Below are 22,114 nucleotides of genomic sequence, written 5' to 3'. Positions count from 1 at the left end.
GTGTTCTACCTCGACCGCGCCGCGACCACGCCGGTCCGCCGCGAGGTCCTCGAGGCCATGTGGCCGTACCTGACGGGCGTGTTCGGCAACCCGTCCTCGACGCACGGGGTCGGCGACGCCGCGGCACGGGGGCTCGCCGACGCCCGCGCGACGATCGCCCGGTTCCTCGGGTGCCGGCCGGGCGAGGTCGTCCTGACCACCGGCGGCACCGAGGGCGCGAACACCGCCGTGAAGGGGATCGCACTCGCGGCACCCCGTGGCCGGCACGTCGTGACGAGCGCGATCGAGCACGAGGCGGTGCTCGAGAGCTGCCGGTACCTCGAGCGCCACCACGGGTTCACGGTCACGCTCGTGCCGGTCGAGCGCGACGGGACGGTGACGCCCGAGGCGCTCGCCCGGGCCGTCCGTCCGGACACCACCCTGGTGTCGGTGGCGCACGCCGACAACGAGATCGGCACCGTGCAGGACCTGCCGGCACTCGCGGCGGTCGCGCACGGTGTCGGCGCCCGGTTCCACACCGACGCGGTGCAGAGCGCGCCGTGGCTGCCGATCGGGCTCGACCTGCTCGGTGTCGACGCGGTCTCGTTCTCCGGGCACAAGCTCGGCGCGCCGAAGGGCACCGGTGCGCTGGCCGTCCGTGGCGGTGTGCCGCTCGAGCCGCTGCTGCACGGTGGAGGACAGGAACGGGGGAGACGGTCCGGCACCGAGGACGTCGCGGGAGCGGTCGCCCTCGCGACCGCGGTGTCGCTCGTCGAGGGTTCCAGGGACGCCCACGCCGACCGGGCGACGACGACCCGCGACGCCGTCGTCGAGGGGGTCCTGGCGTCGGTCCCCGGTGCCGTGCTGACCGGAGCCGCACCGAGCGTGCCCGGCTCGCGTCGGCTCCCGGGGCACGCCTCGTTCTGCTTCCCGGCGGTGCCCGGCGGTCCCGCCGCGGTCAACGGCGAGACCGTGCTGCTCGAGCTCGAGGCCCGTGACGTCGTGTCCTCGTCCGGCAGCGCCTGTGCCGCGGGGAGCACCGAGGCCTCGCACGTCCTCACCGCGATCGGTCTCCCGGAGGACACCGCACGGACGGCCCTGCGACTCACCTTCGACGCCGGGCTCACCGAGGCGGACGTGCCCGTGGTCGTCGGAGCCGTCGCCGCGGCGGTCGCTGCCGTGCGTGACCTCGGAGGGGTGTACTAGACGTTCTCCTCCACAGTTGGGGTGATGTCCCCCCTTCTGCGGACAGCGATCCTCCGTCACCATGGAGCCATGGCGAACGCGATCACGACTCGGCACCGACGGGAGGCCCCCTTCCGGGCGGTCCAGCTCCTGCCGGCGCCGGCGACCGTGGTGGCCCTCGCCCTCGCCGCGCAGCACGACCTCGGCACCGCCCCGCTCGGGGTGATCGCGACCGTGGGCGCACTCGCCACCGTCGCGAGCGCCCTGACCCCGACCGTCGGCACCGCGGCAGTCCGTCGATCCCTGCCCGCACCGAGCGAGGCGGACCGGTACCGAGGGGACGTCGAACAGCCCTGGTGACCTGACCCGAAGCCAGCACCGCGCGGCCCCGTCCCCCCTCTGGGGCCCGCGGTGCTCCTGACCGGACGTGGTACCCCTGACCGCGTCCGGCGCCGGACACGACATCCCCTGTCGTCGCGTCCGAGCGGCCGCCGCGCCCGTCGTGGACGTGGCGCCGGACCCTGACCGGCGCCGCACGCCCCCCTGTCAGTCCACGGCGGGCCGCGGTGGCGTCATCCGGGCAGCGATCGCGCGGTCCCCCGGTCAGCGCGTCGACGCGGACGGTTCGGGTACGCCGGGCCAGACGTAGTCCAGGTCGTCGGGCACGTCGGGGAACAGCGGCCGGTAGTGCTCCGGCGCCTTCTGCACGAGCTTCGAGCGGTGGGACTCGTGGACCGCGGGGTCGGCGTTCCACGCTGGCACGGCGAAGTCTCCGCGCTCGTACGCCACCAGGTCTTCGGGGACCAGCCCGAGGTCGGCGAGCGTCTTCTCGAGGCAGGTGTCGGCGTGCCCGCGCTCGAGCCACACCCGGCACGTCGCGTCCTGGTACGCCATGAGTGCCGGGCGGTACCCCCGCCACATCGCGACGACCGGGTGGCGCTGCCAGCCGTAGTCCGGCAGGGTCAGCGCCCGCATCACCTGCAGGGTCTCGACGCGCTGCTTGCCGAGCCGCTTGTCGTCGAGCACCTCGGCCGAGGCGCGGAAGTCGGCGTAGGGCAGGAACGTCTGCATCCACCGGACGGTACGCCGGGCCGCTGGCACGCGACACAAGTCGTCACACCCGGGCGGGCACCCCGACGACGTGTGAGCATCGAGCGCATGGACGGAGCACTCGTCGTCGGCGTCAGCGGCAGCCCATCGGACCCCTCGCGCACCTCGACCCTGGTCGCGGCGACCGTCGCGCGCCTGGCGGAGGATCTGCCGGACGCGCGGACCGCGCAGGTCGAGATCGGCCCCCTGCTCGCGGACCTCGGCGCCGCGCCCTCCCGCGAGGCGATGTCGGCCGAGACCCGACGGGCGCTCGAGACCGTCGAGGCGGCGGACGTGCTCGTCGTGGGCAGCCCGGCGTTCCGCGCGGCGTACTCCGGCGCGTTCAAGCTCTTCTTCGACTGGGTGAGGCAGTACGACCTCGTCGACACCCCGGTGCTCCTGACCGCCACGGGCGGGAGCGACCGGCACGCGCTGCTCGTCGAGCACCAGATGCGCCCGCTGTTCGGCTTCTTCCAGTCGACGACCCTGCCCCTCGGCGTGTTCGGCAACGAGCGGGACTTCACCAAGCGCGAGGGCGGGTACGACCTCGCCAGCGTCGACCTCGAGCTGCGCATCGACCAGGCCGTGCGACGGGCGCTGCCGATCGTCCGCGGGGGCTTCGCCGCCGTCGGCGCCGACGACGTCCGACGCCCCGCCGACTTCTAGTCGCCGCTCCCGCAGTCGACCGCGGCCCGCCGCGCCCGGCAACCTCCGCCGAGCGGGCAGGACACGCCGCCCGTCGCTCACCGAGCGGGCGCGATCTGTCTCTCTCGCGGGTGACGGTGACGTGTGTCACCCGCTCGAGATTCGACGCAAGGCTGCAGCAAGCGGGACGGGAGACGCGCCGGACGGGAGGCGCGGGGCGGGCGGGCGCCGTGCCTCCAGGCCGTCAGTCGGTGGGGTCCACCACCAGGGTCGCGACGTGCGCGACGGCCAGCCGGTAGCCGTCGGCGCCCGCGCCGGCGATGACCGCCGTCGCGGCGGTCGCCACGTGGTCGACGTGCCGGAACGGCTCGCGCTTCCACGTGTTGGACAGGTGCACCTCGACGACCGGGACGCTCAGTGCCTCGACCGCGTCGTGGAGCGCGACCGAGGTGTGCGCGTACGCGGCGGGGTTGATCACCACCCCGACGAAGTCGTCGAGCGCCTCGTGCAGCCACTCGACGAGCTCGCCCTCGCGGTTGGTCTGCCGGAAGTCCGCTTCGAGCCCGTGCACGGCGCACTCGGTGTGCACGATCGCCTCGAGCTCTGCGAGCGTGACCGTGCCGTACTGGGCCGGGTCGCGACGCCCGAGGATGTCGAGGTTGGGCCCGTTCAGGACGAGGATCCGCTCCGGGCGTGTCGTGGTGTCGGTGGCCGGCTCGCTCATGGGGGAGAGCCTACCGAGGGACGGGGGCGCGGCCGCGGTGCCGGGTGTGCCGGGTGTGTGAACGGTCACATCGCGGTGTAACGTTCCCGTCCGGGTCGGCGCAGTTGCCGACTGCAACACATTGATGTGGAGATCGCATGGTTCTCGCTGCGGCGACCAACGGGATCCGGCTCGAACTGGGCTGGGTCGACTACTTGATGATCATCGTGTACTTCGCGGTGGTCATCGGCATCGGGTTCACCGCCCGCAAGCAGGTGCGGACGAGCATGGACTTCTTCCTGTCCGGCCGCTCGATGCCGGCCTGGATCACCGGCCTGGCGTTCGTGTCCGCGAACCTCGGCGCGACCGAGATCCTCGGCATGGCCGCGAACGGCGCGCAGATCGGGATGGCGACGCTGCACTACTACCTCATCGGTGCCGTGCCCGCGATGGTGTTCCTCGGGCTCGTGATGATGCCGTTCTACTACGGCTCCAAGGTCCGCTCGGTGCCGGAGTTCATGCTCCGCCGCTTCGGCAAGGCGCCGCACCTGGTGAACTCGATCGCGTTCGCGGTATCGAACGTGCTCATCGCCGGCATCAACCTCTACGCGATGGCGATCGTCATCGAGGCGATGCTCGGCTGGCCGGAGTGGCTCGCCATCCTGGTGTCCGCCGCGTTCGTGCTCGCGTACATCACCCTCGGCGGCCTGAGCAGCGCGATCTACAACGAGGTCATGCAGTTCTTCGTGATCATCGCCGGCCTCGTGCCGCTGACGATCGTCGGCCTGCACCGCGTCGGCGGCTGGAGCGGTCTCACCGAGGCGATCAAGCAGACCCAGGGCGTGCAGCACCTGCAGACCTGGACCGGCACCGGCATCGGCGACGTGACGAACCCGATCGGGGCGAACTGGCTCGCCATCGTGCTCGGCCTCGGCTTCGTGCTCTCCTTCGGCTACTGGACGACGAACTTCACCGAGGTGCAGCGCGCGTTCTCGGCGAAGAACATGTCCGCCGCCCGCCGGACCCCGCTCATCGCGGCGATCCCGAAGCTCTTCATCCCGTTCATCGTCGTGATCCCGGGCCTCATCGCCGCGGCAGTGGTCGGCAACCAGTTCGCCTCGGGGGAGCTCACCTACAACGACGCGATCCCGAAGCTCATCCAGATGTACCTGCCGACCGGTGTGCTCGGCATCGCGGTCACGGGTCTGCTCGCATCGTTCATGGCGGGCATGGCGGCGAACGTCTCGTCGTTCAACACCGTCTTCACGTACGACATCTGGCAGCGCTACATCAAGCCGAACATGCCCGACCTGCACTACCTGAAGACCGGCCGCTGGGTCACGGTCGTCGGCGTGGTGGTCGGCATCGGCACGGCGTTCCTCGCCGCGCAGGCCGGCAACATCATGACCTACATGCAGACGCTGTTCTCGTTCTTCAACGCACCGCTCTTCGGCGTCTTCATCCTCGGTCTGCTCTGGAAGCGGATGACCACGCAGGGTGCGCTCTGGGGGTACGTGCTCGGCATCGTCACGCCGACGATCACCTGGATCGCCTACCTGGTGAACCCGTCGCTCTTCTCGACGGCGACCGCCGAGACGATGTACGGCGCGATCATCTCCTTCGTGACGGTGCTCGTCGTCGGAGTGCTCGTCTCGCTCGCCACGAAGCCGAAGGACGTGTCGGAGCTCGGCGGTCTGGTCTACGGCGTCGGCAAGATCGACATGACCGCCGGGGCCGTCGCGACCGACACCGCCTGGTACCGCTCGCCCGCGCTGCTCGGCACCGTCGCGCTCGTGCTGTGCGTCGCCCTCTACCTGCCGTTCCTCTAGGCCCGGACCCGAAGGAGTACTCCCATGCGTGAGGACACCACGAAGCTCACCGAGGAGCAGGCGGCCCTCGTCCGCTCCACCCGCCGACTCGACCTGCGCCGCATCCTCGGTGGCCTGTTCGTGCTCTACGGCGTGATCACCACCATCGTCGGCATCGTCCACTGGGACACCGACCCCGAGAAGACCGGCGGCATCCACATCAACCTGTGGGTCGGGCTCTCGCTGCTCGTCGGCGGGCTGCTGTTCTTCCTGTGGGACCGGCTGAACCCGGTGCCGGCAGAGGACATCGTCGGCCAGGCCGAGGCCGAGGCCGACCAGCGCGCCGCGGGCGAAGGGCGCGAGCGGGCCTGATCTCCCGCCGCGCGGGCGCCTGCGCGTCCGCCCGGTGAGAACGGGTGTCCCGGGTCGGACGATTCGACCGGGGACGCCCGTTCTCACCTTGCAGGGCGGGCGTCACGGGAGGGAGAGGACGGACGGGAGGCGCGGCGCGCTTGACGACGCTGGTCACTGTTCCTAACATTGACATGTCGGCCGCGTGTTGCTCGGCCGGAAGTGAGCCCCGGATACGCCTGCAGCCAGCGCGGGCCCGGGGTTTTGCGCTGTCCGGGCCTCAACGACTGAGCAGCTGGCGAGCTCCACGGCGCTCCGCTCTGCGGCACCTCGCGTTGCGTCAGCGCACGACGACGACCTGTGCGCCGACCTCCTCGTGCAACCCGGACACGTACGCCCCGCAGGCCAGGTCCGCGAGGGCGACCAGGGGCTCGTCCGTTCCTCGGACGTGCTCGTACCGGACGGACCGACCGACGCCCCGTCGGCGGAGTGCATCGAGCATCGAACGATCGGCGGCGTCACGCGAGGCGCCTCGCGACTCGAGCACGACGTGCCGCACGCCGCGGGCCTCGAGCTCCCAGACGAGGCGTTCCAGGCACGACCGTCGACGGCGCTCGGCGCGTGCCGGGGCGCGGTCGTAGCGCACGATCAGGACCGCTGCCGCGACCGCGAGCAGGTCCAACCAGGAGATGCGCTGCGTCCGGAGTGCCTCGTACCAGTGCAGCTTCCGCATGCGGGACGGCTTCGCCGCCCGGACCGCTTCGCGTGCAGTCTGAGTCCGGCCGTGCGGGACCACGACCGCGGCGAGGACGTAGCTGGTGTGGTCCAGGCCGCCGCCGGGCTCGGACTCGTCGACGTAGGCGCGTTCCATGCGACCAGAGTATGACGTACCAGTTCGTTGCGGGGCGGAACGGTTGCACTCCTCGGACGCCTGCGCCAGGTTGGTGCTCGACGAAGGGATCCGCCGTGGAACAGATGGTCTTCATCAACCTGCCGGTCACCGACCTCGATCGAGCGGTCGGCTTCTACGAGGCGCTCGGGTACTCGGTCAACCCCGAGTTCACCGACGAGACCGCCGCGTGCATCGTGGTGAGCAGCACCGTGTACGTGATGCTCCTGACCCACGCGAAGTTCCGAGAGTTCACGGACAAGACCATTGCCGACCCGGGCACGATCGAGGTCATCAACTCCCTCAGCGCCGCGTCGAAGGACGAGGTGCACCGCATCGTGGACGCTGCCGTCATGGCCGGCGGGAACGAGGACCGTCCGGAGACCGACTACGGCTCCATGTACCAGCGCAGCTTCACCGACCCGGACGGCCACCGGTGGGAGTACGTCTGGATGGACCAGTCGGCGATGACCGACGGGGACGACCAGGAGTGACGTCCCTGTCGGTGCCGTCGGCCAGGATGGAGCCGTGAGCACCGACACGACCACGACCCCCGACGGCCTGGTGACGGGGGACGACGGACTCGCGCGACCGGCGTGGGCCGCGACCGACCCGATGCTCCGCGAGTACTACGACACCGAGTGGGGCATGCCGGTCCGCGACGAGCGCGGGGTCTTCGAGCGGCTGTCGCTCGAGGCGTTCCAGTCGGGGCTGTCCTGGCGCACGATCCTCGCGAAGCGTCCGGCGTTCCGCGCAGCGTTCGCCGACTTCGACCCCGACGTCGTCGCGACCTTCGGTGACGGCGACGTCGAGCGCCTGATGGCGGACGCCGGCATCGTCCGGAACCGGGCGAAGATCCGTGCGACGATCACGAACGCGACCGCGACGATCGCTCTGCGCGCCGACGGCGGACTCGCCGACCTCGTGTGGTCGTTCCGGCCGGAGGTGACGCCGGCGCCGCGGACGATCGCCGAGGTCCCGACGACGAGCGACGAGTCGATCGCCCTGTCGAAGGCACTCCGGAAGCGCGGGTTCGCGTTCGTCGGGCCGACGACGATGCACGCGTTGATGGAGGCACTCGGCATCGTCGACACGCACCTGGTCGGCAGCCACCGTCGCGGGACCTCCGGCGTCTGGGCCTGAGGACCGATCGCGCTCAGTCGAGCGGGAGCTGCATCTGGGTCGCCGTGACGCGGTAGCCGAGCGACGCGTACAGGTCCTGCGCGCCGGTGTTGTACCCGAAGACGTTGAGGCCGATGCTCGCGGCTCCGTGCTCGCGGGCGACCCGCTGCCCGGCCTCGAGCGCCCGTCGGGCGTGGCCGCGGCGACGGTGCTGCTCGTCGACCTCGACGTCGAAGACCCACCACTCGGTGCCGCCCGGCGAGAACGGTCCGATCCAGAGGAACCCCACGACGATGTCCTCGTCGTCGACCAGGTCCCAGACGAAGTGGTCGGGCAGGGGTGCCTCGTCGGGGAACCACTGGTCGAGCGACTTCTGCTTGTTCGCCTCCGCCTGCTCGCGGGTCTCACCGGCCCGCATGCGCGACGCCACGTAGTCGGCCATCGTCCGGTCGAGCCAGGCCGGGAGGCGCGTGGCCGGCATCGGGACGAGCCGCGTCTCCGTCACCGGTTGCCCTTCGAGCCACGCTTCGGCTTCCCGTTGCCGAGTCGCTGTGTGCCGGGCCGTCCGGATCCGCGCGGCTTGCGGGCGCCCTTGCCGCCCGCCTTGCCGCCGGAGGCCTGCTTCGCGGTGGCCTTGCCACCGCCGGAGCCACCGCCGGACCGGCCGCCTCCACCGGAGCCGCGACCGGCGCCGGAGCCGCCACGCGCGCCGCGCGAGCCGTCGTCGTCGGCGCTCGTCGTGCCTCCCGGGCGGTCCGCGGCGTTCCGCGAGCTGTTCGCGGTGCGGCCGCGCACGACGCCGATGAACTCCTCGGTGGTGTCCGAGGAGTCCGCGTCGCGCCAGACGAGCGCGATCCTGGTGCCCGCCGCGCCGTCGAGGGGCTTCGCCACCAGGTCCTTGCGGCTGGCCGCGCGGAAGAGGGACTGCGGGAGCACCACGACGCCGACGTTCGCCTCGACCAGGTCGAGGGCGGCGGACACGTCGTCCGGCACGGGGCCGGCGTCGACGACGTGCACGTCGGCCAGGTCGGCCTCGGTCACGACGTCGGCCGAGGCGAGGGGGCCGTCCTTCGGCATCGCGACGACGGCGGTCTCGGTCCACAGCGGGATGGCGTTCAGGTGCGCGCCGACGGGCATCCGTGCGAAGGCCATGTCCGCCTCGCCGGTGAGTGCCTGGTCGACCTCGGTCCGGCCGATCGGCAGCAGGCCGAGCTCGGCGTCCGGGAAGCGTTCCCGCCAGACCCGGACCCACTTCGCGGGGGAGACCCCCGGGACGAAGGCGATGGTGAGGGCCGCGGTCATGCAACCGAGTGTAGGGGCCGTACCCTGGTACCCATGGCGCAGGAACAGACGATGAAGCCCGAGACGGCCGCGAAGAAGCTCGGCATCCTGCTGGCGGCAGCCCCGGAGTCGTTCCGCGCGGAACCGGTCACCCGCACCGCCTTCGACGAGCTCCGGACGCAGCCGCCGGCGTGGCTCGAGGAGCTCCGTCGCGAGGGGCCGCACCCGCGTCCGGTCGTCGCGCAGAAGCTCGGCGTGTCGATCTCCGGCCTCGTGCGCGCCGGCGTCGAGGAGCCCCTGACCACCGCCGAGATCAAGGCGCTGCTGCAGGAGATGCCCGAGTGGCTGGTGCGCGAGCGCGCGACCCAGGCCGAGGTGCACGCCGAGAACGCCCGCGTGAAGCAGGAGCGCGCCGACAAGGCCGCTGCCCGCGCCCAGGACTGACCGACCGGACCCACCCCGGACGCCGCTCGCCATGACCGCCGTGCACGAGACCGTCGCCGACGCGATGCTCGTCGTGCCGCAGTTCGCGTCGGTGTGCTGCATCGTGGGGGACCGCTACCGTCCCCGCCCCGGCGTGATCGTCCCCGCCGCCGTGATGCTCGTGGCGATGGTGCTGCCCGTCGTGCAGGCCGGGGCGTCGTGGACGCTCCTCGCGGCCGCCGTGCTGCTGCTCCTGGCGCCGCTGCCCGTGCTGCGGCGCCGTCGGCCGGACGGGCGCCGGGCGGAACCGATGGACGTGCACCGGGCGCTGTCCTCGGTCGTGATGGCCGGCATGCTGCTGATGGGGCACGCCACCGGTCTGACCGACGGACACGCGGGCCACGGGATCGCGCTCTCCGTGGTCCTCGGCGCCGGGGTGATCGGCTACTGCGGGTTCAGCGGCTGGCTGCTCCGGTACGAGTGGGCGCGCGAGGACCGTCGTGCGGTCCGCAGCGGCGAGGTCTTCGCCATGACGGTCGCCGTGGTCGGGATGACCCTGGCGATGTAGCGCTGCCGACGCGCGGGACGATGGAGCCCCGGCGCCGTCCGGCGGTAACGTTCGGGGCGTGTCCGACCGAACCGTCCGTCGTCCCGTCACCACGCCGCGCCTCGACGAGGTCGACGAGCGCATCCTCTGGACCCTGGCGGCCGACGCCCGGATCCCGAACAACCGGCTGGCCGCCGCGGTCGGGATCGCGCCCTCGACATGCCTGACACGGGTGCGCGCGCTCGAGGACGCCGGCGTCATCCGCGGCTACCGCGCCGACGTCGACGTCGCAGGGCTCGGGTTCGCGATCGAGGCGATGGTGTCCGTCCGGGTCCACGCCGCCGCCCGGCACGAGCTCCGCGACTTCGCGAAGCGCCTGCTCCGGGTGCCCGTCGTGCAGGACGTCTCGTTCCTCGCCGGCGACAAGGACTTCCTGGTGCACATCGCGTGCACCTCCACCGAGCAGCTGCGGGACTTCGTCGCCGACGAGCTGAGCGGGGACCCGGCGGTGGCGACGACGCAGACCAACATCGTCTTCGAGCGGCTCGTCGCGGACCGGGCGCACCAGGGTCGGTCGTTCGACGAGCTCCGCCGCTGGCGCGCCTGACCCGGACGAAGCCCTGCCGACGGAGCGCCTGACTAGCGCGTGCGCGTCATCGGGACGTGCGGGATGGCGTCCTCGAGGAAGTCGTCGCCGGATCGCACGAAGCCGAAGCGGCCGTACCACTGCTCGAGGTGCGCCTGCGCGTTGATCGCGATCGACGACGAGCGCGACTCGGCGATCGCCGCCTCCATGAGCTGTGCCCCGAGCCCCTGCGACCGGGCGTGCCGGGCGGTGGCGACCCGGCCGATGCGCTCGGTGCCGTCGTCCTCGCGGAGGAGTCGGAGCGTGGCGTCCACCGACCCCTGACCGGCCCAGAACTGCACCGTGCCCGGCTCGAGGTCACGGCCGTCGATGTCCGGGTAGGCGCACTCCTGCTCGACGACGAACACGTCCTGTCGGAGCCGCAGGATCTCGTGCAGCGTCACGATGTCGAGGTTGCGCGTCGGGGCGGAGAAGATCGAGACCACGTGCGGCCTTTCCTGAGAATTCCTTCCAGAACCGGTTCCGGTCCGGGATCGATCGGCGTACAGTGCCGGTCAACCACTCTACGTGCGCAGCCGAGATCAGGAGGTGAGCGCATGGACCAGCCCTTGCGCGACCCCTGGCGCGCGCTGCTCCGGACCGCCCTGGTGGGCGTCGGGGTCGCCGCTGCGCTCGTGCTGCTCTCGCTGCTCCTCGGAGCCCGTCCGGCCGCCGCGGCCGAGGGTGCCCCGCAGCAGCGCGGGCTGGTCGGTGGGCTGGTCCAGGACGCCGGTGGCACCGTCCAGGGCGTCACGCAGGGCGTCGGCGGGGTCGTCGACAGCGCCGTCGCACCCGTCCGCAGTGCCGTCGCCCCGCCCGCCGCCGCTCCGGCGGCTCCGGCCGCCGCCGCCCCTGCTCCCGCGGCGGCTGCGCCGGTCCCGGCAGCATCGGCACCTGCGCCCGCAGCACCTGCGCCGGCCCCGGTCCCGACCCAGCCCGCCCCGGTGGCAGTGCCCGTGCAGCAGGCCGCACCGGTCGTCCCGGTGGCACCGTCGGCGCAGCACACCGGGACGTCGACGCCGGCTCCGCAGCAGGCGGCACCGGCCCCGACCGGCACCGCCGCGAGCCCGGCCACGTCGACGACGAACGGTGCCGCGAGCGCGGTGAGCAGTGCCTCCCGGCCGCTCACCGACACCCTGACCGACGTCGTCCGGCCCGTCACCGAGACGGTGCAGTCGGTCACTGACGCACGACCCGTCTCCGGCGTCGTCGGCACCGTGGACACGGTGGTCGGCGCGCTCCCGGTCACGCGGGACCTGCTCGGCGACGACACCCTCGGCACCGTCACCCGCCCGGTCACCGGTGTCGTCGACGACGTGGTCGACGGCGTCGGGACGACCGTCGGCGTGCTGCCGGGCACGGTCGAGCAGGTCGTCGCGCCCGTCGAGGACGCGCTCCCGGTCCTGCCGCTGCCCGTCACGCCGGTCCTGCCGGTCCCGCTGCCGCCCCTCCTGCCGGGAGGCGCGCTGCCCGTCCCCGGGACCACACCGATCCCGGTGGGCGGTCCGGTCGAGCAGCCCGTGGTCACCCTGCCGCACGCGTCCGGTCCCGGCGCACCGGCCACGGCCGCCGCGTCGGCCTCGACGGACGTGTCCGCCGCGGCCGCTCCGCTGGTCCTGGAGGGATCCTCGTCGGCAGCCGTCCCCGCAGCACCCGTCGGCGCGCAGACCACCGATCGCGCCGGGGCCGTGACCGTGGTCGCCGCCGCCCCCGCGGGCGCTCCGGCCGCGGCGACGGTCGGCGGCGTGGCGCTCCTCGTCCCCGCGGACGGTGACGGCCACGAGGGCCTCCCGTCCGGCCCGGGTACCTCCGGGACCACCGGCGGTTCCACCTCCGGCTCCGCCGGCGCCGCGCCCGTCGGGGTCGACGGCACGTCCGGTGTCCTGTTCTCCCTCGCCGCGGGGTCACGCGGCACCCTCGCCGACGACGTGGTCCCCACGTCCGTCGTCGGCGACCACGACGTCGCTCCTGACTGAGATCGGTGCGCCTGTCCGGCACGGCAGGCCCGCACCACCCGACCGCGATCGCGGTCGGACGACAGATCTCGATCAGTGAGGAACGAACGACCATGAACAAGTACGTCTCGAGAGGGCTCTGGTTCACCCTCTTCGTCGGCGGCCTGACACTCGGAGGGGCGTGCGCGGCGAACGCTGCGACGACCTCCGGTGACGACGGCCTCCTGTCCGGCACCCAGGTCGCTCCGGCGATCAGCGCGCCGGTGTCCGCCGCCGGGAACGCCCTCGGGGTGCTCGGCGACGCCGTCTCCACCGCCCCGGCCGCGGCGCCCGCCGCGGCTCCTGCCCCGGCCGCCGCACCGGCACCGGCACCTGCTCCGGCTCCGACGACGTCCGGTTCGGACGGCATCGCGTCCGGTACCCAGGTGGCGCCCGTCGTCACGGCCCCGGTCCAGGTGACCGGGAACGCGGTCGGCGTCGCGGGCGACGCGGCGGCGACCGCCCCGGCTCCGGCTCCGACCGCCCCGGCTCCGGCTCCGACCGCCCCGGCTCCGGCTCCGACCGCCCCGGCTCCGGCTCCGGCTCCGGCGGCTCCGGCTCCGGCTCCTGCGCCGGCCCCGGCTCCGACGACGTCGGGCTCGGACGGTGTCGCCTCGGGGACGCAGGTCGTCGGTGACGTCACCGCTCCGGTGACGGTCTCCGGCAACGCCGTCGGGGTCGCGGGCGACGCAGCGGCTGCTCCGGCATCCTCGCCGGCCCCGGTCACGAGCAGCCCCGCGCCCGCGGCGCCGGCAGCGGAGCCGACCACGTCCGGGTCGGACGGCATCGCGTCCGGGACGCAGGTCGCCCCGGTCGTGTCGGTCCCGGTGACGATCGGCGGGAACGGCATCGGTGTGCTCGGTGACGGTTCGGCGACGGGGACGGCGCCGACCACGGGCTCCGGCTCGGGTTCGACCCCGACTGCGGGTGGCACGACGTCGGGTGACGACGCGGTGCTCGGCGGCACGCAGGTGTCGCCGGTCGTGGACCTGCCGATCACGATCGGTGGGAACGGCATCGGTGTCCTCGGTGACGGCACGAGTACCGGTACCGGCACCGGCAGCGGTTCGGGTTCGACCCCGGCCGCGGGTGGTACGACATCGGGTGACGACGGCGTGGGCTCCGGGACGCAGGTCGCCCCGGTCGTGTCGGTTCCGGTGACCATCGGTGGCAACGGCATCGGCATCGTCGGTGACGGCACGAGCACCACGACCCCGGGCAGCGGCACGGGCACGGGATCGGGTTCGACCCCGGCAGCCGGTGGCACGACGTCGGGTGACGACGGTGTGGGCTCCGGCACGCAGGTCGCCCCGGTCGTGTCCGTCCCGGTGACCGTCGGTGGCAACGGCATCGGCATCGTCGGTGACGGCACGAGCACCACGACGCCCGGCAGCGGCACGGGCACGGGATCGGGCACGACCCCGGGCGCGGGCGGCACGACCTCCGGTGACGGCGGTCTGCTCGGTGGGGCGCAGGTGATCCCGGTCATCAGCGTGCCGATCACCATCGGCGGGAACGGCATCGGCATCGTCGGCGACGGCACCAGCACCACGAACCCGGGCACGACGCCGGGCACCGACCCCGGTACGGACCCGGGCACCGACCCCGGTACGGACCCGGGCACGAACCCCGGCACGGACCCGGGCACCGACCCCGGTACGGACCCCGGCACGAACCCCGGTACGGACCCGGGCACGAACCCCGGTACGGACCCCGGCACCGACCCGGGTACTGACCCGGGTACGACCGTGCCCGGCGGCACCACCCCCGGCACCTCGGAGCCGGGCGTGACCACCGTCCCGGTCGCGACCACGGACGTCCCCGCGGCCGACGCGGTCGTGGCGACCAGCGCCTCCCGGCCGACCGCGTCGGCGACGACGGCTGCGGCGACCGCTCCTGCGGGGGCAGCGCAGCCCGAGCTCGCCTACACCGGAGCCGGCTCGCAGACGGTCCCGGCAGGCATCGCGTTCCTGCTCCTGCTCCTGGGAGCCGGGGTGCTCGCGCTCCGGAAGCGCACCGCCTGACACCAGGGGGTCGGAGGGGCGTCGTCCGCGACGCCCCTCCGACCCGTGTCCGTTCGAGGCGACCCGCTTTGGAGTCACTGGAGCTTCCCTGGGAGCATTCGGTGCCCAACCTGTGCGCAGTGGAAGCGCTTCCGAGGCTGTGCGGCAGCGCTGCGGGGCCACGATGAACCCGTGCTCCACGAACTCCTCCGCGTCCCGATCACCGGCAGCAGTCTGCTCGTCCCGGTGTACGTCATCGCAGCCCTCCTCGCCGGCTGGGCGCTGGTCGGTCCGCTGCACGAGCGGCACCGGCTGCGTCGCGCCGCGGTCCGGGTCGCAGGAGTCGCGGTCGGCGCGGGGATCGGCCTCGCCGCGGTGTGGTGGACGGGCGACGTGCAGGACGACTTCGGCGTGCAGTTCACCCCCGTCACCCGGATGTGGATCGCCTTCGCGTTCGCCGGTGTGGCGCTGCTGCTCGTCGTGGCGGTGCAGGGCGGGTGGCTCGCACGCGTCCTCGCCGTCGCAGCGGCCGGCGCGCTCGTGCTGTCCGCGGGCCTCGGCGTCAACGTGGACTTCGGGTTCTACAAGAACATCGAGCAGGCCATCGCGACCAACCCCTACAAGACCCGGGACCTGCCGGTGCTGGCCGACCAGGGATCGCAGCCCGAGGTCGACGCGGCGGACTGGCACGCACCCGCCGGCATGCCGTCGAAGGGGGAGACGTTCAGCGTGTCGATCCCGGGCAAGGTATCGCACTTCCGTGCCCGCAAGGCGGTGGTCTGGCTCCCGCCGGCGGCGCAGGTCGCGGATCCGCCACGCCTGCCCGTGCTCGTCGCGCTCTCGGGGCAGCCCGGTCAGCCGGCCGACATGTTCCAGACCGGAGACCTCGGGAGCTTCCTCGACCGCTACGCGGCGGCCCACGACGGCCTCGCGCCGATCGTCGTCGCGCCGGACCAGCTCGGGGCGCCGAACCGGAACCCGATGTGCGTGGACTCCCGACGCCTCGGTCGGAGCGCGACCTACGTGATGACCGACACGGTCGACTGGATCCAGCACCACCTGCCGGTCGCCAGCGGACCCGACGCCTGGGGCATCACCGGGTTCTCACAGGGCGCGACCTGCGCGATGCAGTTCTCCACCGAGCACCCCGACGTGTTCGGCTCGGCGCTGGCGATCTCCAGCGAACTCGCCCCCGTCACGGGCAACGCGCACACGAGCACCGCGCTGGCCTTCGGCGGGTCGACGGCGGCGTACCGCGCCGCGGCACCGGTTGCGATCATGGCGGCGCACGGTCCGTACCGTGACCACCTCACCGTGTTCGGCTACGGTTCGGAGGACGCTCCCTACCGGGCGTCGACCGAGACCCTGCACGCCGCAGCGGTCCGTGCGGGCATGCAGACGCAGGTCATCGTGTCGCCGGGATCGGCACACGACTGGAACACCGTGCGCTACGTGCTCGCACACGGGCTGCCCGTCGTGCTGGGGCACCTCGGTCTCCCGCAACAGGAGGGTGCGCTGTGAGCAGGACCACGTCAGGAGTGACCGCCGTGTGGTCGCGGATCGCCCGGTCGGTCCGCCGGTACCCGGTCACCGCCGTCGTCTTCGTCCTCGTGCTCCTCACCTCGGTCGGGGGACTCGTCGTCCGTGTCGTCGCGCGCACCGCGACGCTCGACGCCGTGCCCCTCAGCCCGTTCCGCGTCTTCGCGGTGACGACCGGTGTCGTGGCACTCGTCCTCACCCTGGTCGGGGTCGTGGTGCTCGTCGGAGCGTCGGAGCGGCTCATGGGCGGACGCCGGACCGTCCTCGCGTTCGTCGTGACGACCGTCGTCGGGACCGGGCTCGGCGCCCTGACGGCGCTCGTCGACCAGGACGGCCGCCAGGTCGGGAGCCTGCTGCTCGGACGCGCCACGAGCTTCGACCCCTGGACCGCCCTGGTCGGCACGATCGTCACCGCGAGCGCGTTCGCCGGCCCGCTCTGGCGCCGACGCATCCGGGTCAACGCCGTGGCAGTCGTCGCCGCGCTGCTGCTCTACGCGGGGCACGCCTCGGATCTGTACGCCGCACTCGCGACCGCGGCCGGGTGGCTGCTCGGTGACCTGCTCCGGCGCGGTCCGGCCCGGATCGGCTGGACCAGGAGCTCGCACCGCGAGACGCGCGTCCTGCTCGGAACCGTGGTCCTGGTGTCCGCCGTCGGCCCGGTGATCGCACTCGTGTCCCGTGCCCGGGTGGGGCTCCTCGCCCCGCTCGCGGCCGTCGTCGGCACCGGTCCGGTCACCCCCGTGCACGGCTGCCGTGCGGACAGCGCGTCGGGCGAGTGCCTCCGGGGACTGCTGGCGTACCGGGCGACCGATCCCTGGACGCTCGTGCTGGCGGTCGCGCCGCTCCTGGTTCTCCTCGTCGCCGGACTCGGGCTGTTCCGCGGGAGCCGCTTCGCGGTGTGGCTCGCCGTGGTCGTCGACGTCGTGCTCGCCGTCGCAGCCGCCGTGACCTACGGACTCCTGCCCGCCGGAGCGGCAGCGCTCCACGGCGCCGAGAACCGCTTCGTGGTCACCGTCTCCGTGATCGCCTCCGTCGTCGTACCCCTCGCGACCGCACTCGTCCTGGTGCTGCTCCGCCGGTCGTTCACCGTCCTGCCCGCACGCCGCCGTGTCGTGACCTTCGCCGTCGTCGTCCTCGTCGCGCTCGTCGTCGTGACGACCGTCGTGCTCGTCACTGCGGCGTCGACCCGGGAGACCGTCGCCGACCCGTTCCGCCTCGTCGTCGCGGCGCTCGGCCCGCTGTCGCCCGTGGTGTTCTGGGACCGGCTGGCCTCCCTCGACCCGGCACTCCGCTTCGTGCTCGGCGCCGCGGGCCCGGTGCTCTGGCTTGTCGTCGCCGGCGCCGCGGTCCGTCCCACCGGTGCCGTCGAACCCGACGCGGACGCCGACGGGCTGCGCGAGAGCCGGCTCCGTGCCCGCACGCTGCTCGAGGCCGCCGGCGGGGACACCTTCGGCTGGATGACGACCTGGCAGGGCAACGCGTACTGGTTCAGCGAGGACGGCCGCGCCGGTGTCGCGTTCCGCCGGAACGGCCGGGTGGCGGTGACGGTCGGCGGCCCGTTCGGGTGGCCCGACGCCCGCGACGCGGCGATGATCGACTTCGCCCGGTGGTGCGACGACAACGGCTGGACGGCCGTGTTCTACGGCATCGGGACCGAGGCCGCCGGCACACTCACCGCGCAGGGGTGGGAGACACTGCCGGTCGCGGAGGACGCCGACCTCGACCCTCGGACCTGGACCACGAGCGGCAAGAAGAAGCAGGACGTACGCACGGCCGTGAACAAGGCGGACCGTGAGGGCATCACCGCACTGTGGTCGTCCTGGCAGGACCTGCCCCCGGCGACGGTGCGCCAGATCGAGGCGATCTCCGAGGAGTGGGTCTCGGAACGGGAACTGCCCGAGATGGGGTTCACGCTCGGCGGCATCGACGAGATGCGGGACCCGGCGGTGCGGACGCTCGTCGCACTCGACCCGGAGGGCACCGTCCTCGCCGTCACGAGCTGGCTGCCGAGCCACCGTGCCGGCCGGGTCGTCGGCTGGACGCTCGACGTGATGCGCCGCACGCACGCGGCCCCGAACGGCGTGATGGAGTTCCTCGTCGCCAGCGCCGCACAGCGGATGCGTGACGACGGGGTGGAACGCCTCAGCCTCTCCGCGGCGCCGCTCGCACAGTCCGCCGAGGGTGCACCCGCCGCGGAGGGCGTGCAGGACCTGCTCGACCTGGTCGGCGGTGTGCTCGAGCCGGTCTACGGCTTCCGCTCGCTGCTGCGGTTCAAGGCGAAGTTCGGGCCGGACCTGCACCCGCTGGTGCTCGCCTACCCGGACCCGGTGGCGCTGCCGGCGATCGGGGTCGCCGTCGTGCGGGCCTACCTGCCGGACCTGTCGCTGCGGCAGGCGGTGGCGCTGGTGCGCGGGCGGCACTGACCACGCGGGACGCCGGCGTCGGCACGAGGCGCCGGCGTCCATCGAGGGGCGGAGTGGTCCGCGAGACGCCGGCGTCCACACGAGACGCCGCCGGGTGTGCCGGACGCCGTCGGATGCGGCGGCGTCTCGCGGCGACAGCGGCGTTCCACGGGGACGCCGGCGTCTCGCGGCGCACCATGCGACGGACGGGAGGCCCGTCGCACCCCCGCCACGCGCCTCCCGTCCGTCCCGTGGCCGGTCGGCCGGACCCCGCGGCGCCGTCACACGGCGCAACGCCGCCGGGCGGACGGTCGGGGGCGTGGGGTATCGTTCGGGGTACGCAAGCGCTCCGGGGTCGGTGCAAGTCCGAACCGGTGGTGACAGTCCACGAGCTGACGACGGGTGCGAACCCGACCGATGCTGACCCGGTGGGATTCCGGGACCGACGGTGAGAGTCCGGATGGGAGGAAGCGCTGGCGGACAGGACACGTCCGTACCCGGACGCGCCCGGTCCGTCGATGCCGACGATCGTCGAGCACCCCCGGAGTCCCGTTGAGAGGACACCAGTGTTCACCGGCATCATCGAGGAACTCGGCACCGTCACCGCCGTCCAGCAGCACGGCGACTCCGTCGCGCTCACCGTCCGCGGCCCGAAGGTCGTCGCCGACGCCCGCCACGGCGACTCCATCGCCACGAGCGGCGTCTGCCTGACCGTCGTCGAGCAGACCGACGAGACCTTCACCGCCTTCGTCATGAAGCAGACGCTCGACATGAGCGCCCACGGCGCGCTCGCCGTGGGGGACCGGCTCAACCTGGAGCGCGCGGCCTCGGTCGGCGACCGCCTCGGCGGACACATCGTCCAGGGCCACGTCGACGGCACGGCCACCGTGCTCGAGACCGCCGACGGCGACGGGTGGCGGCGCGTCCGGTTCTCGCTGGCGCCCGACCTCAGCCCGCTCGTCGTCGACAAGGGCTCGGTCGCGATCGACGGCGTCTCGCTCACCGTCAGCGCCGTGTCCGACGAGGACACCCCGCCGTCCGACGCGTGGTTCGAGGTCAGCCTGATCCCGGAGACGCTCGAGGCCACCACGCTCGGCGCCCGTGTCCCCGGCGACCGGGTGAACATCGAGACCGACGTCCTGACGCGCCACGTCCGCCGGATGCTCCGGCTCGACGCCGCGACCGCACCCGTCCTGGAGGCACGGTGACCGCCGTCGACGCCGCCGACCGTGCGCAGACGGGCGGCGTCGGGCCGACGGGTGCAGCCGGGCAGGCGGACCACGGGGAAGACGTGGTCGGCACCGGCGCTCCGGCAGGGCCCGCGCTGTCGAGCATCCCGGACGCCGTCGCGGCGATCGCCGCCGGACGCCCGGTGATCGTGGCCGACGACGAGCACCGCGAGAACGAGGGCGACGTGATCCTCGCCGCCGAGCTCGCCAGCCCGGAGTGGATCGCGTGGACGGTGGCGCACTCGTCGGGGTTCATCTGCGCCCCGGTCAGCGCCGAGATCGCCGACGCGCTCAACCTCCCGCCGATGGTCGCGCACAACGAGGACGTCCGCGGCACCGCCTACACCGTCACGGTCGACGCCGCGGTCGGTGTCACGACCGGCATCAGCGCGCACGACCGGGCACGGACCCTCCGGGTGCTCGCCGACCCGGCCTCGGTCCGCGACGACCTGCACCGCCCGGGACACGTCGTCCCGCTGCGGGCCCGACCCGGCGGCGTCCGCGAGCGCGCCGGGCACACCGAAGCCGCGATCGAACTGGTCACCGCAGCCGGGCTCCGTCCCGCCGCGGCGATCTGCGAGATCGTCGGCGAGGACGGCGAGATGATGCGTCTGCCGGGCCTCGTCGAACTCGGGGCGCGCGAGGGCGTGCCCGTCATCACCATCGCCGCACTCGTCGAGTGGCTCGACGCGGCAGACCGGGCGGCGGCTGGGTCCGCGCCCCAGGAGGGAACGACACGATGAGCGGAGCAGGAGCCGCCGAGCGCGACCACGTCGACGGATCGGGGATCCGGGTGGCGATCGTGACCGGGCAGTGGCACGAGACCATCGCGGGGGGCCTCCTCGCCGGTGCCCAGCGCGAGGTGCAGCGCCTGGGCGCCACCGCACAGGTGGTGCCGGTGCCGGGGAGCTTCGAGCTGCCGGTCGTGGCCAAGGCGGCGCTCGAGGGCGGGTTCGACGCGGTCGTCGCCCTCGGGGTGATCATCCGCGGCGGGACCCCGCACTTCGAGTACGTGTCGAGCGCCGCGACGAACGGGCTGACGACGGTCGCGCTCGAGACCGGCAAGCCCGTCGGGTTCGGTGTGCTGACGCTGGACGACGAGCAGCAGGGCATCGACCGCGCCGGTCTACCCGGCTCGAAGGAGGACAAGGGCGCCGAGGCCGCGCACGCCGCGATCGCCACCGCCGTGTCGCTGAGGAGCCTGCGCCAGATGGCCTGACCCGCAGCCCGGGGCCGAGAGCCGACATCGAACCACGGATCCGACATCGAACCAGCCAGCGAGCGTGGTTCGATGTCGGATCCGTGGTTCGACACGAAGCGCCAGCGACGGTCGAGCGACGGCGCCAGCGCGCTCGACACGGCCCACCACGAACGACGACGGCCCCGCACCTCGGACGAGGTGCGGGGCCGTCGTGGTACGGCTGTGGTTACTTCTTGCCGAAGACGTGGATCGGCAGGAAGAACGAGAGCGTCATGAGGACGAGACCGCCCATGAAGACGAACGCCTGGCCCGACTGCACCTGGAACGCGAACCCGAACAGGTACATCGACACCAGCAGCAGCAGGATCGAGAAGAAAGCGGCGATGACGCGGCCCACGGTGGTACCTCCGGTTCGAGCGGGTGGATCCTGACCAGTCTATCCCCAGGAAGGAGCGGACCGGTTCACGGACGGCCGGAAGACGCCGACGTCAGGCCCCGGGCCGGGTCGCGATGAGCCGGTCGACGACCGCGAGCAGCGCGTCCATGTCGACGGTGCCGCGGTTCGGGCGGACGTCGGTCGCGATCGCAGCACCGAGGGACGCCTGGTGGTAGAGCCCGTCGCCGAGCAGCTTGACCGCCTGCGCCGTGGGGACGTCCCCGAGGGCGTCGACCAGGGTCTCCAGCCACGCGTTCTCGGTCTCGTCGAGGGTGCGCCCCGCCTCCTCGTACCCGGCCTGCTGCAGCCGGCTGGCCGCGAGCAGGGCGAGGTCGAGCTCGCTCCCGACGTAGAGGCAGTTGCGCACGAAGTACCGTGCTGCGCCGTCCTCGGCCTCGCGCATCCGGTCGACGTCGATGGCGGACAGGTCGGAGAGGCGCTCGCACAGTCCCTCGACCAGGGCAGCCTTCGACCCGAAGTGGTAGAGCAGCCCGCCCTTCGACACACCCGCCCGTGCGGCGACGGCGTCGAGGGTCGCCGGACGCTCGCCCTCCTCGCACACGATGGCGACGAAGCTGTCCAGGACACGGTCTCGGGCACTTGCCATGCGGACGAGTCTAGGGAACCGTCCGGACCGTGACGACCGCCGCGTTCCGTGAACGT

General features: G+C 73.0%; 24 protein-coding genes, 1 pseudogene and 1 riboswitch. Of the genes and pseudogenes, 17 read left to right on the top strand and 8 right to left on the bottom strand.

Annotation, left to right across the window (positions count from 1 at the left end; all coding sequences use genetic code 11):
* Together C1N91_RS11620 and C1N91_RS11615 are read left to right on the top strand one after the other, a co-directional pair.
* Positions 1–1,185: a cysteine desulfurase family protein gene (locus C1N91_RS11620; protein WP_137767828.1), complete on the top strand. Its 1,185-nt coding sequence runs from the start codon at positions 1–3 to the stop codon at positions 1,183–1,185.
* A gap of 69 nt (positions 1,186–1,254) precedes the next feature.
* Positions 1,255–1,524, top strand: a complete 270-nt coding sequence (locus C1N91_RS11615; protein WP_137767827.1) for a hypothetical protein — start codon at positions 1,255–1,257, stop codon at positions 1,522–1,524.
* Positions 1,525–1,767: 243 nt separating this feature from the next.
* Here the strand turns inward: C1N91_RS11615 and C1N91_RS11610 are convergent, their stop codons facing one another.
* Positions 1,768–2,235 (bottom strand): MSMEG_6728 family protein, encoded by a 468-nt coding sequence (locus C1N91_RS11610; RefSeq protein ID WP_137767826.1) that lies wholly within the window; start codon positions 2,233–2,235, stop codon positions 1,768–1,770.
* Between the two features lie 87 nt (positions 2,236–2,322).
* Here C1N91_RS11610 and C1N91_RS11605 point away from each other — a divergent pair, with 87 nt between their 5' ends.
* Positions 2,323–2,919, top strand: a complete 597-nt coding sequence (locus C1N91_RS11605) for an NAD(P)H-dependent oxidoreductase (protein ID WP_137767825.1) — start codon at positions 2,323–2,325, stop codon at positions 2,917–2,919.
* Positions 2,920–3,142: 223 nt separating this feature from the next.
* Here C1N91_RS11605 and aroQ read toward each other — a convergent pair whose 3' ends face one another.
* Complete coding sequence (aroQ, locus tag C1N91_RS11600) at positions 3,143–3,622, bottom strand: type II 3-dehydroquinate dehydratase (protein WP_137767824.1); 480 nt, start codon at positions 3,620–3,622, stop codon at positions 3,143–3,145.
* A 137-nt stretch (positions 3,623–3,759) separates the two neighbouring features.
* On the opposite strand from aroQ, the gene C1N91_RS11595 reads away from it, so the two are divergent.
* Both C1N91_RS11595 and C1N91_RS11590 read left to right on the top strand, forming a co-directional pair.
* A complete protein-coding gene (locus C1N91_RS11595; RefSeq protein ID WP_137767823.1) occupies positions 3,760–5,430 on the top strand; it encodes a sodium:solute symporter family protein in 1,671 nt (556 codons plus the stop codon).
* A gap of 24 nt (positions 5,431–5,454) precedes the next feature.
* Positions 5,455–5,781 (top strand): hypothetical protein, encoded by a 327-nt coding sequence (locus tag C1N91_RS11590; protein ID WP_175416003.1) that lies wholly within the window; start codon positions 5,455–5,457, stop codon positions 5,779–5,781.
* Positions 5,782–6,100: 319 nt separating this feature from the next.
* On the opposite strand, the gene C1N91_RS11585 is transcribed toward C1N91_RS11590, so the two are convergent.
* The gene (locus C1N91_RS11585) at positions 6,101–6,631 is read right to left on the bottom strand and encodes a DUF3800 domain-containing protein (protein ID WP_137767822.1); all 531 of its coding nucleotides are present in this window, start codon (positions 6,629–6,631) and stop codon (positions 6,101–6,103) included.
* Between the two features lie 104 nt (positions 6,632–6,735).
* On the opposite strand from C1N91_RS11585, the gene C1N91_RS11580 reads away from it, so the two are divergent.
* Complete coding sequence (locus C1N91_RS11580; RefSeq protein WP_368074222.1) at positions 6,736–7,143, top strand: VOC family protein; 408 nt, start codon at positions 6,736–6,738, stop codon at positions 7,141–7,143.
* A gap of 34 nt (positions 7,144–7,177) precedes the next feature.
* Positions 7,178–7,792, top strand: a complete 615-nt coding sequence (locus tag C1N91_RS11575) for a DNA-3-methyladenine glycosylase I (RefSeq protein ID WP_137767820.1) — start codon at positions 7,178–7,180, stop codon at positions 7,790–7,792.
* Positions 7,793–7,805: 13 nt separating this feature from the next.
* On the opposite strand, the gene C1N91_RS11570 is transcribed toward C1N91_RS11575, so the two are convergent.
* Both C1N91_RS11570 and C1N91_RS11565 read right to left on the bottom strand, forming a co-directional pair.
* Positions 7,806–8,276, bottom strand: coding sequence for a GNAT family N-acetyltransferase (locus C1N91_RS11570; RefSeq protein WP_137767819.1), 471 nt, complete (start codon positions 8,274–8,276; stop codon positions 7,806–7,808).
* Positions 8,273–9,073, bottom strand: a complete 801-nt coding sequence (locus C1N91_RS11565; RefSeq protein ID WP_137767818.1) for a LysR family transcriptional regulator substrate-binding protein — start codon at positions 9,071–9,073, stop codon at positions 8,273–8,275. Before C1N91_RS11565 ends, C1N91_RS11570 begins: the two co-directional genes overlap by 4 nt.
* A 33-nt stretch (positions 9,074–9,106) precedes the next feature.
* Here C1N91_RS11565 and C1N91_RS11560 point away from each other — a divergent pair, with 33 nt between their 5' ends.
* Genes C1N91_RS11560 through C1N91_RS11550 form a run of 3 tightly spaced genes read left to right on the top strand, consistent with a single transcriptional unit; the run spans position 9,107 to position 10,629 of the window.
* Positions 9,107–9,496, top strand: a complete 390-nt coding sequence (locus tag C1N91_RS11560; protein ID WP_058729189.1) for a DUF5997 family protein — start codon at positions 9,107–9,109, stop codon at positions 9,494–9,496.
* Between the two features lie 31 nt (positions 9,497–9,527).
* Positions 9,528–10,043, top strand: coding sequence for a hypothetical protein (locus C1N91_RS11555; RefSeq protein WP_137767817.1), 516 nt, complete (start codon positions 9,528–9,530; stop codon positions 10,041–10,043).
* Between the two features lie 58 nt (positions 10,044–10,101).
* Entirely contained in the window at positions 10,102–10,629 is a 528-nt protein-coding gene (locus tag C1N91_RS11550) for an Lrp/AsnC family transcriptional regulator (RefSeq protein ID WP_137767816.1), read from the top strand.
* Between the two features lie 32 nt (positions 10,630–10,661).
* Here C1N91_RS11550 and C1N91_RS11545 read toward each other — a convergent pair whose 3' ends face one another.
* Complete coding sequence (locus tag C1N91_RS11545; RefSeq protein ID WP_126892230.1) at positions 10,662–11,093, bottom strand: GNAT family N-acetyltransferase; 432 nt, start codon at positions 11,091–11,093, stop codon at positions 10,662–10,664.
* A 111-nt stretch (positions 11,094–11,204) separates the two neighbouring features.
* Between C1N91_RS11545 and C1N91_RS16745 the strand changes: the two genes are divergently transcribed.
* The 7 genes and pseudogenes from C1N91_RS16745 (at position 11,205) to ribH (ending at position 21,033) form a co-directional block, all read left to right on the top strand.
* Positions 11,205–12,623, top strand: coding sequence for a hypothetical protein (locus C1N91_RS16745; protein WP_175416002.1), 1,419 nt, complete (start codon positions 11,205–11,207; stop codon positions 12,621–12,623).
* 92 nt (positions 12,624–12,715) lie between these two features.
* The gene (locus C1N91_RS16740) at positions 12,716–14,665 is read left to right on the top strand and encodes a hypothetical protein (RefSeq protein ID WP_175416001.1); all 1,950 of its coding nucleotides are present in this window, start codon (positions 12,716–12,718) and stop codon (positions 14,663–14,665) included.
* Positions 14,666–14,836: 171 nt separating this feature from the next.
* On the top strand, positions 14,837–16,165 hold the full coding sequence (locus tag C1N91_RS11530; RefSeq protein ID WP_254678231.1) for an alpha/beta hydrolase: 1,329 nt from the start codon (positions 14,837–14,839) through the stop codon (positions 16,163–16,165).
* A complete protein-coding gene (locus C1N91_RS11525) occupies positions 16,162–18,606 on the top strand; it encodes a bifunctional lysylphosphatidylglycerol flippase/synthetase MprF (protein ID WP_137767815.1) in 2,445 nt (814 codons plus the stop codon). Before C1N91_RS11530 ends, C1N91_RS11525 begins: the two co-directional genes overlap by 4 nt.
* Positions 18,607–18,927: 321 nt before the next feature.
* Positions 18,928–19,061: riboswitch (FMN riboswitch) on the top strand.
* Between the two features lie 90 nt (positions 19,062–19,151).
* Complete coding sequence (locus C1N91_RS11520; RefSeq protein WP_137767814.1) at positions 19,152–19,793, top strand: riboflavin synthase; 642 nt, start codon at positions 19,152–19,154, stop codon at positions 19,791–19,793.
* An 83-nt stretch (positions 19,794–19,876) separates the two neighbouring features.
* Positions 19,877–20,533, top strand: a pseudogene (gene ribB / locus C1N91_RS11515) (3,4-dihydroxy-2-butanone-4-phosphate synthase); the annotation flags it as partial.
* Positions 20,534–20,553: 20 nt separating this feature from the next.
* Positions 20,554–21,033, top strand: coding sequence for a 6,7-dimethyl-8-ribityllumazine synthase (gene ribH / locus C1N91_RS11510; RefSeq protein ID WP_137767813.1), 480 nt, complete (start codon positions 20,554–20,556; stop codon positions 21,031–21,033).
* A gap of 208 nt (positions 21,034–21,241) precedes the next feature.
* Here ribH and C1N91_RS16735 read toward each other — a convergent pair whose 3' ends face one another.
* A complete protein-coding gene (locus C1N91_RS16735) occupies positions 21,242–21,412 on the bottom strand; it encodes a hypothetical protein (protein WP_175416000.1) in 171 nt (56 codons plus the stop codon).
* A gap of 91 nt (positions 21,413–21,503) precedes the next feature.
* Entirely contained in the window at positions 21,504–22,058 is a 555-nt protein-coding gene (locus C1N91_RS11505) for a TetR/AcrR family transcriptional regulator (RefSeq protein ID WP_137767812.1), read from the bottom strand.
* Between the last annotated feature and the right edge of the window lie 56 nt (positions 22,059–22,114).

It is taken from the genome of Curtobacterium sp. SGAir0471 (assembly GCF_005490985.1).
GTDB lineage: Bacteria > Actinomycetota > Actinomycetes > Actinomycetales > Microbacteriaceae > Curtobacterium.
This window is presented reverse-complemented; position numbering and strand designations above follow the sequence as displayed.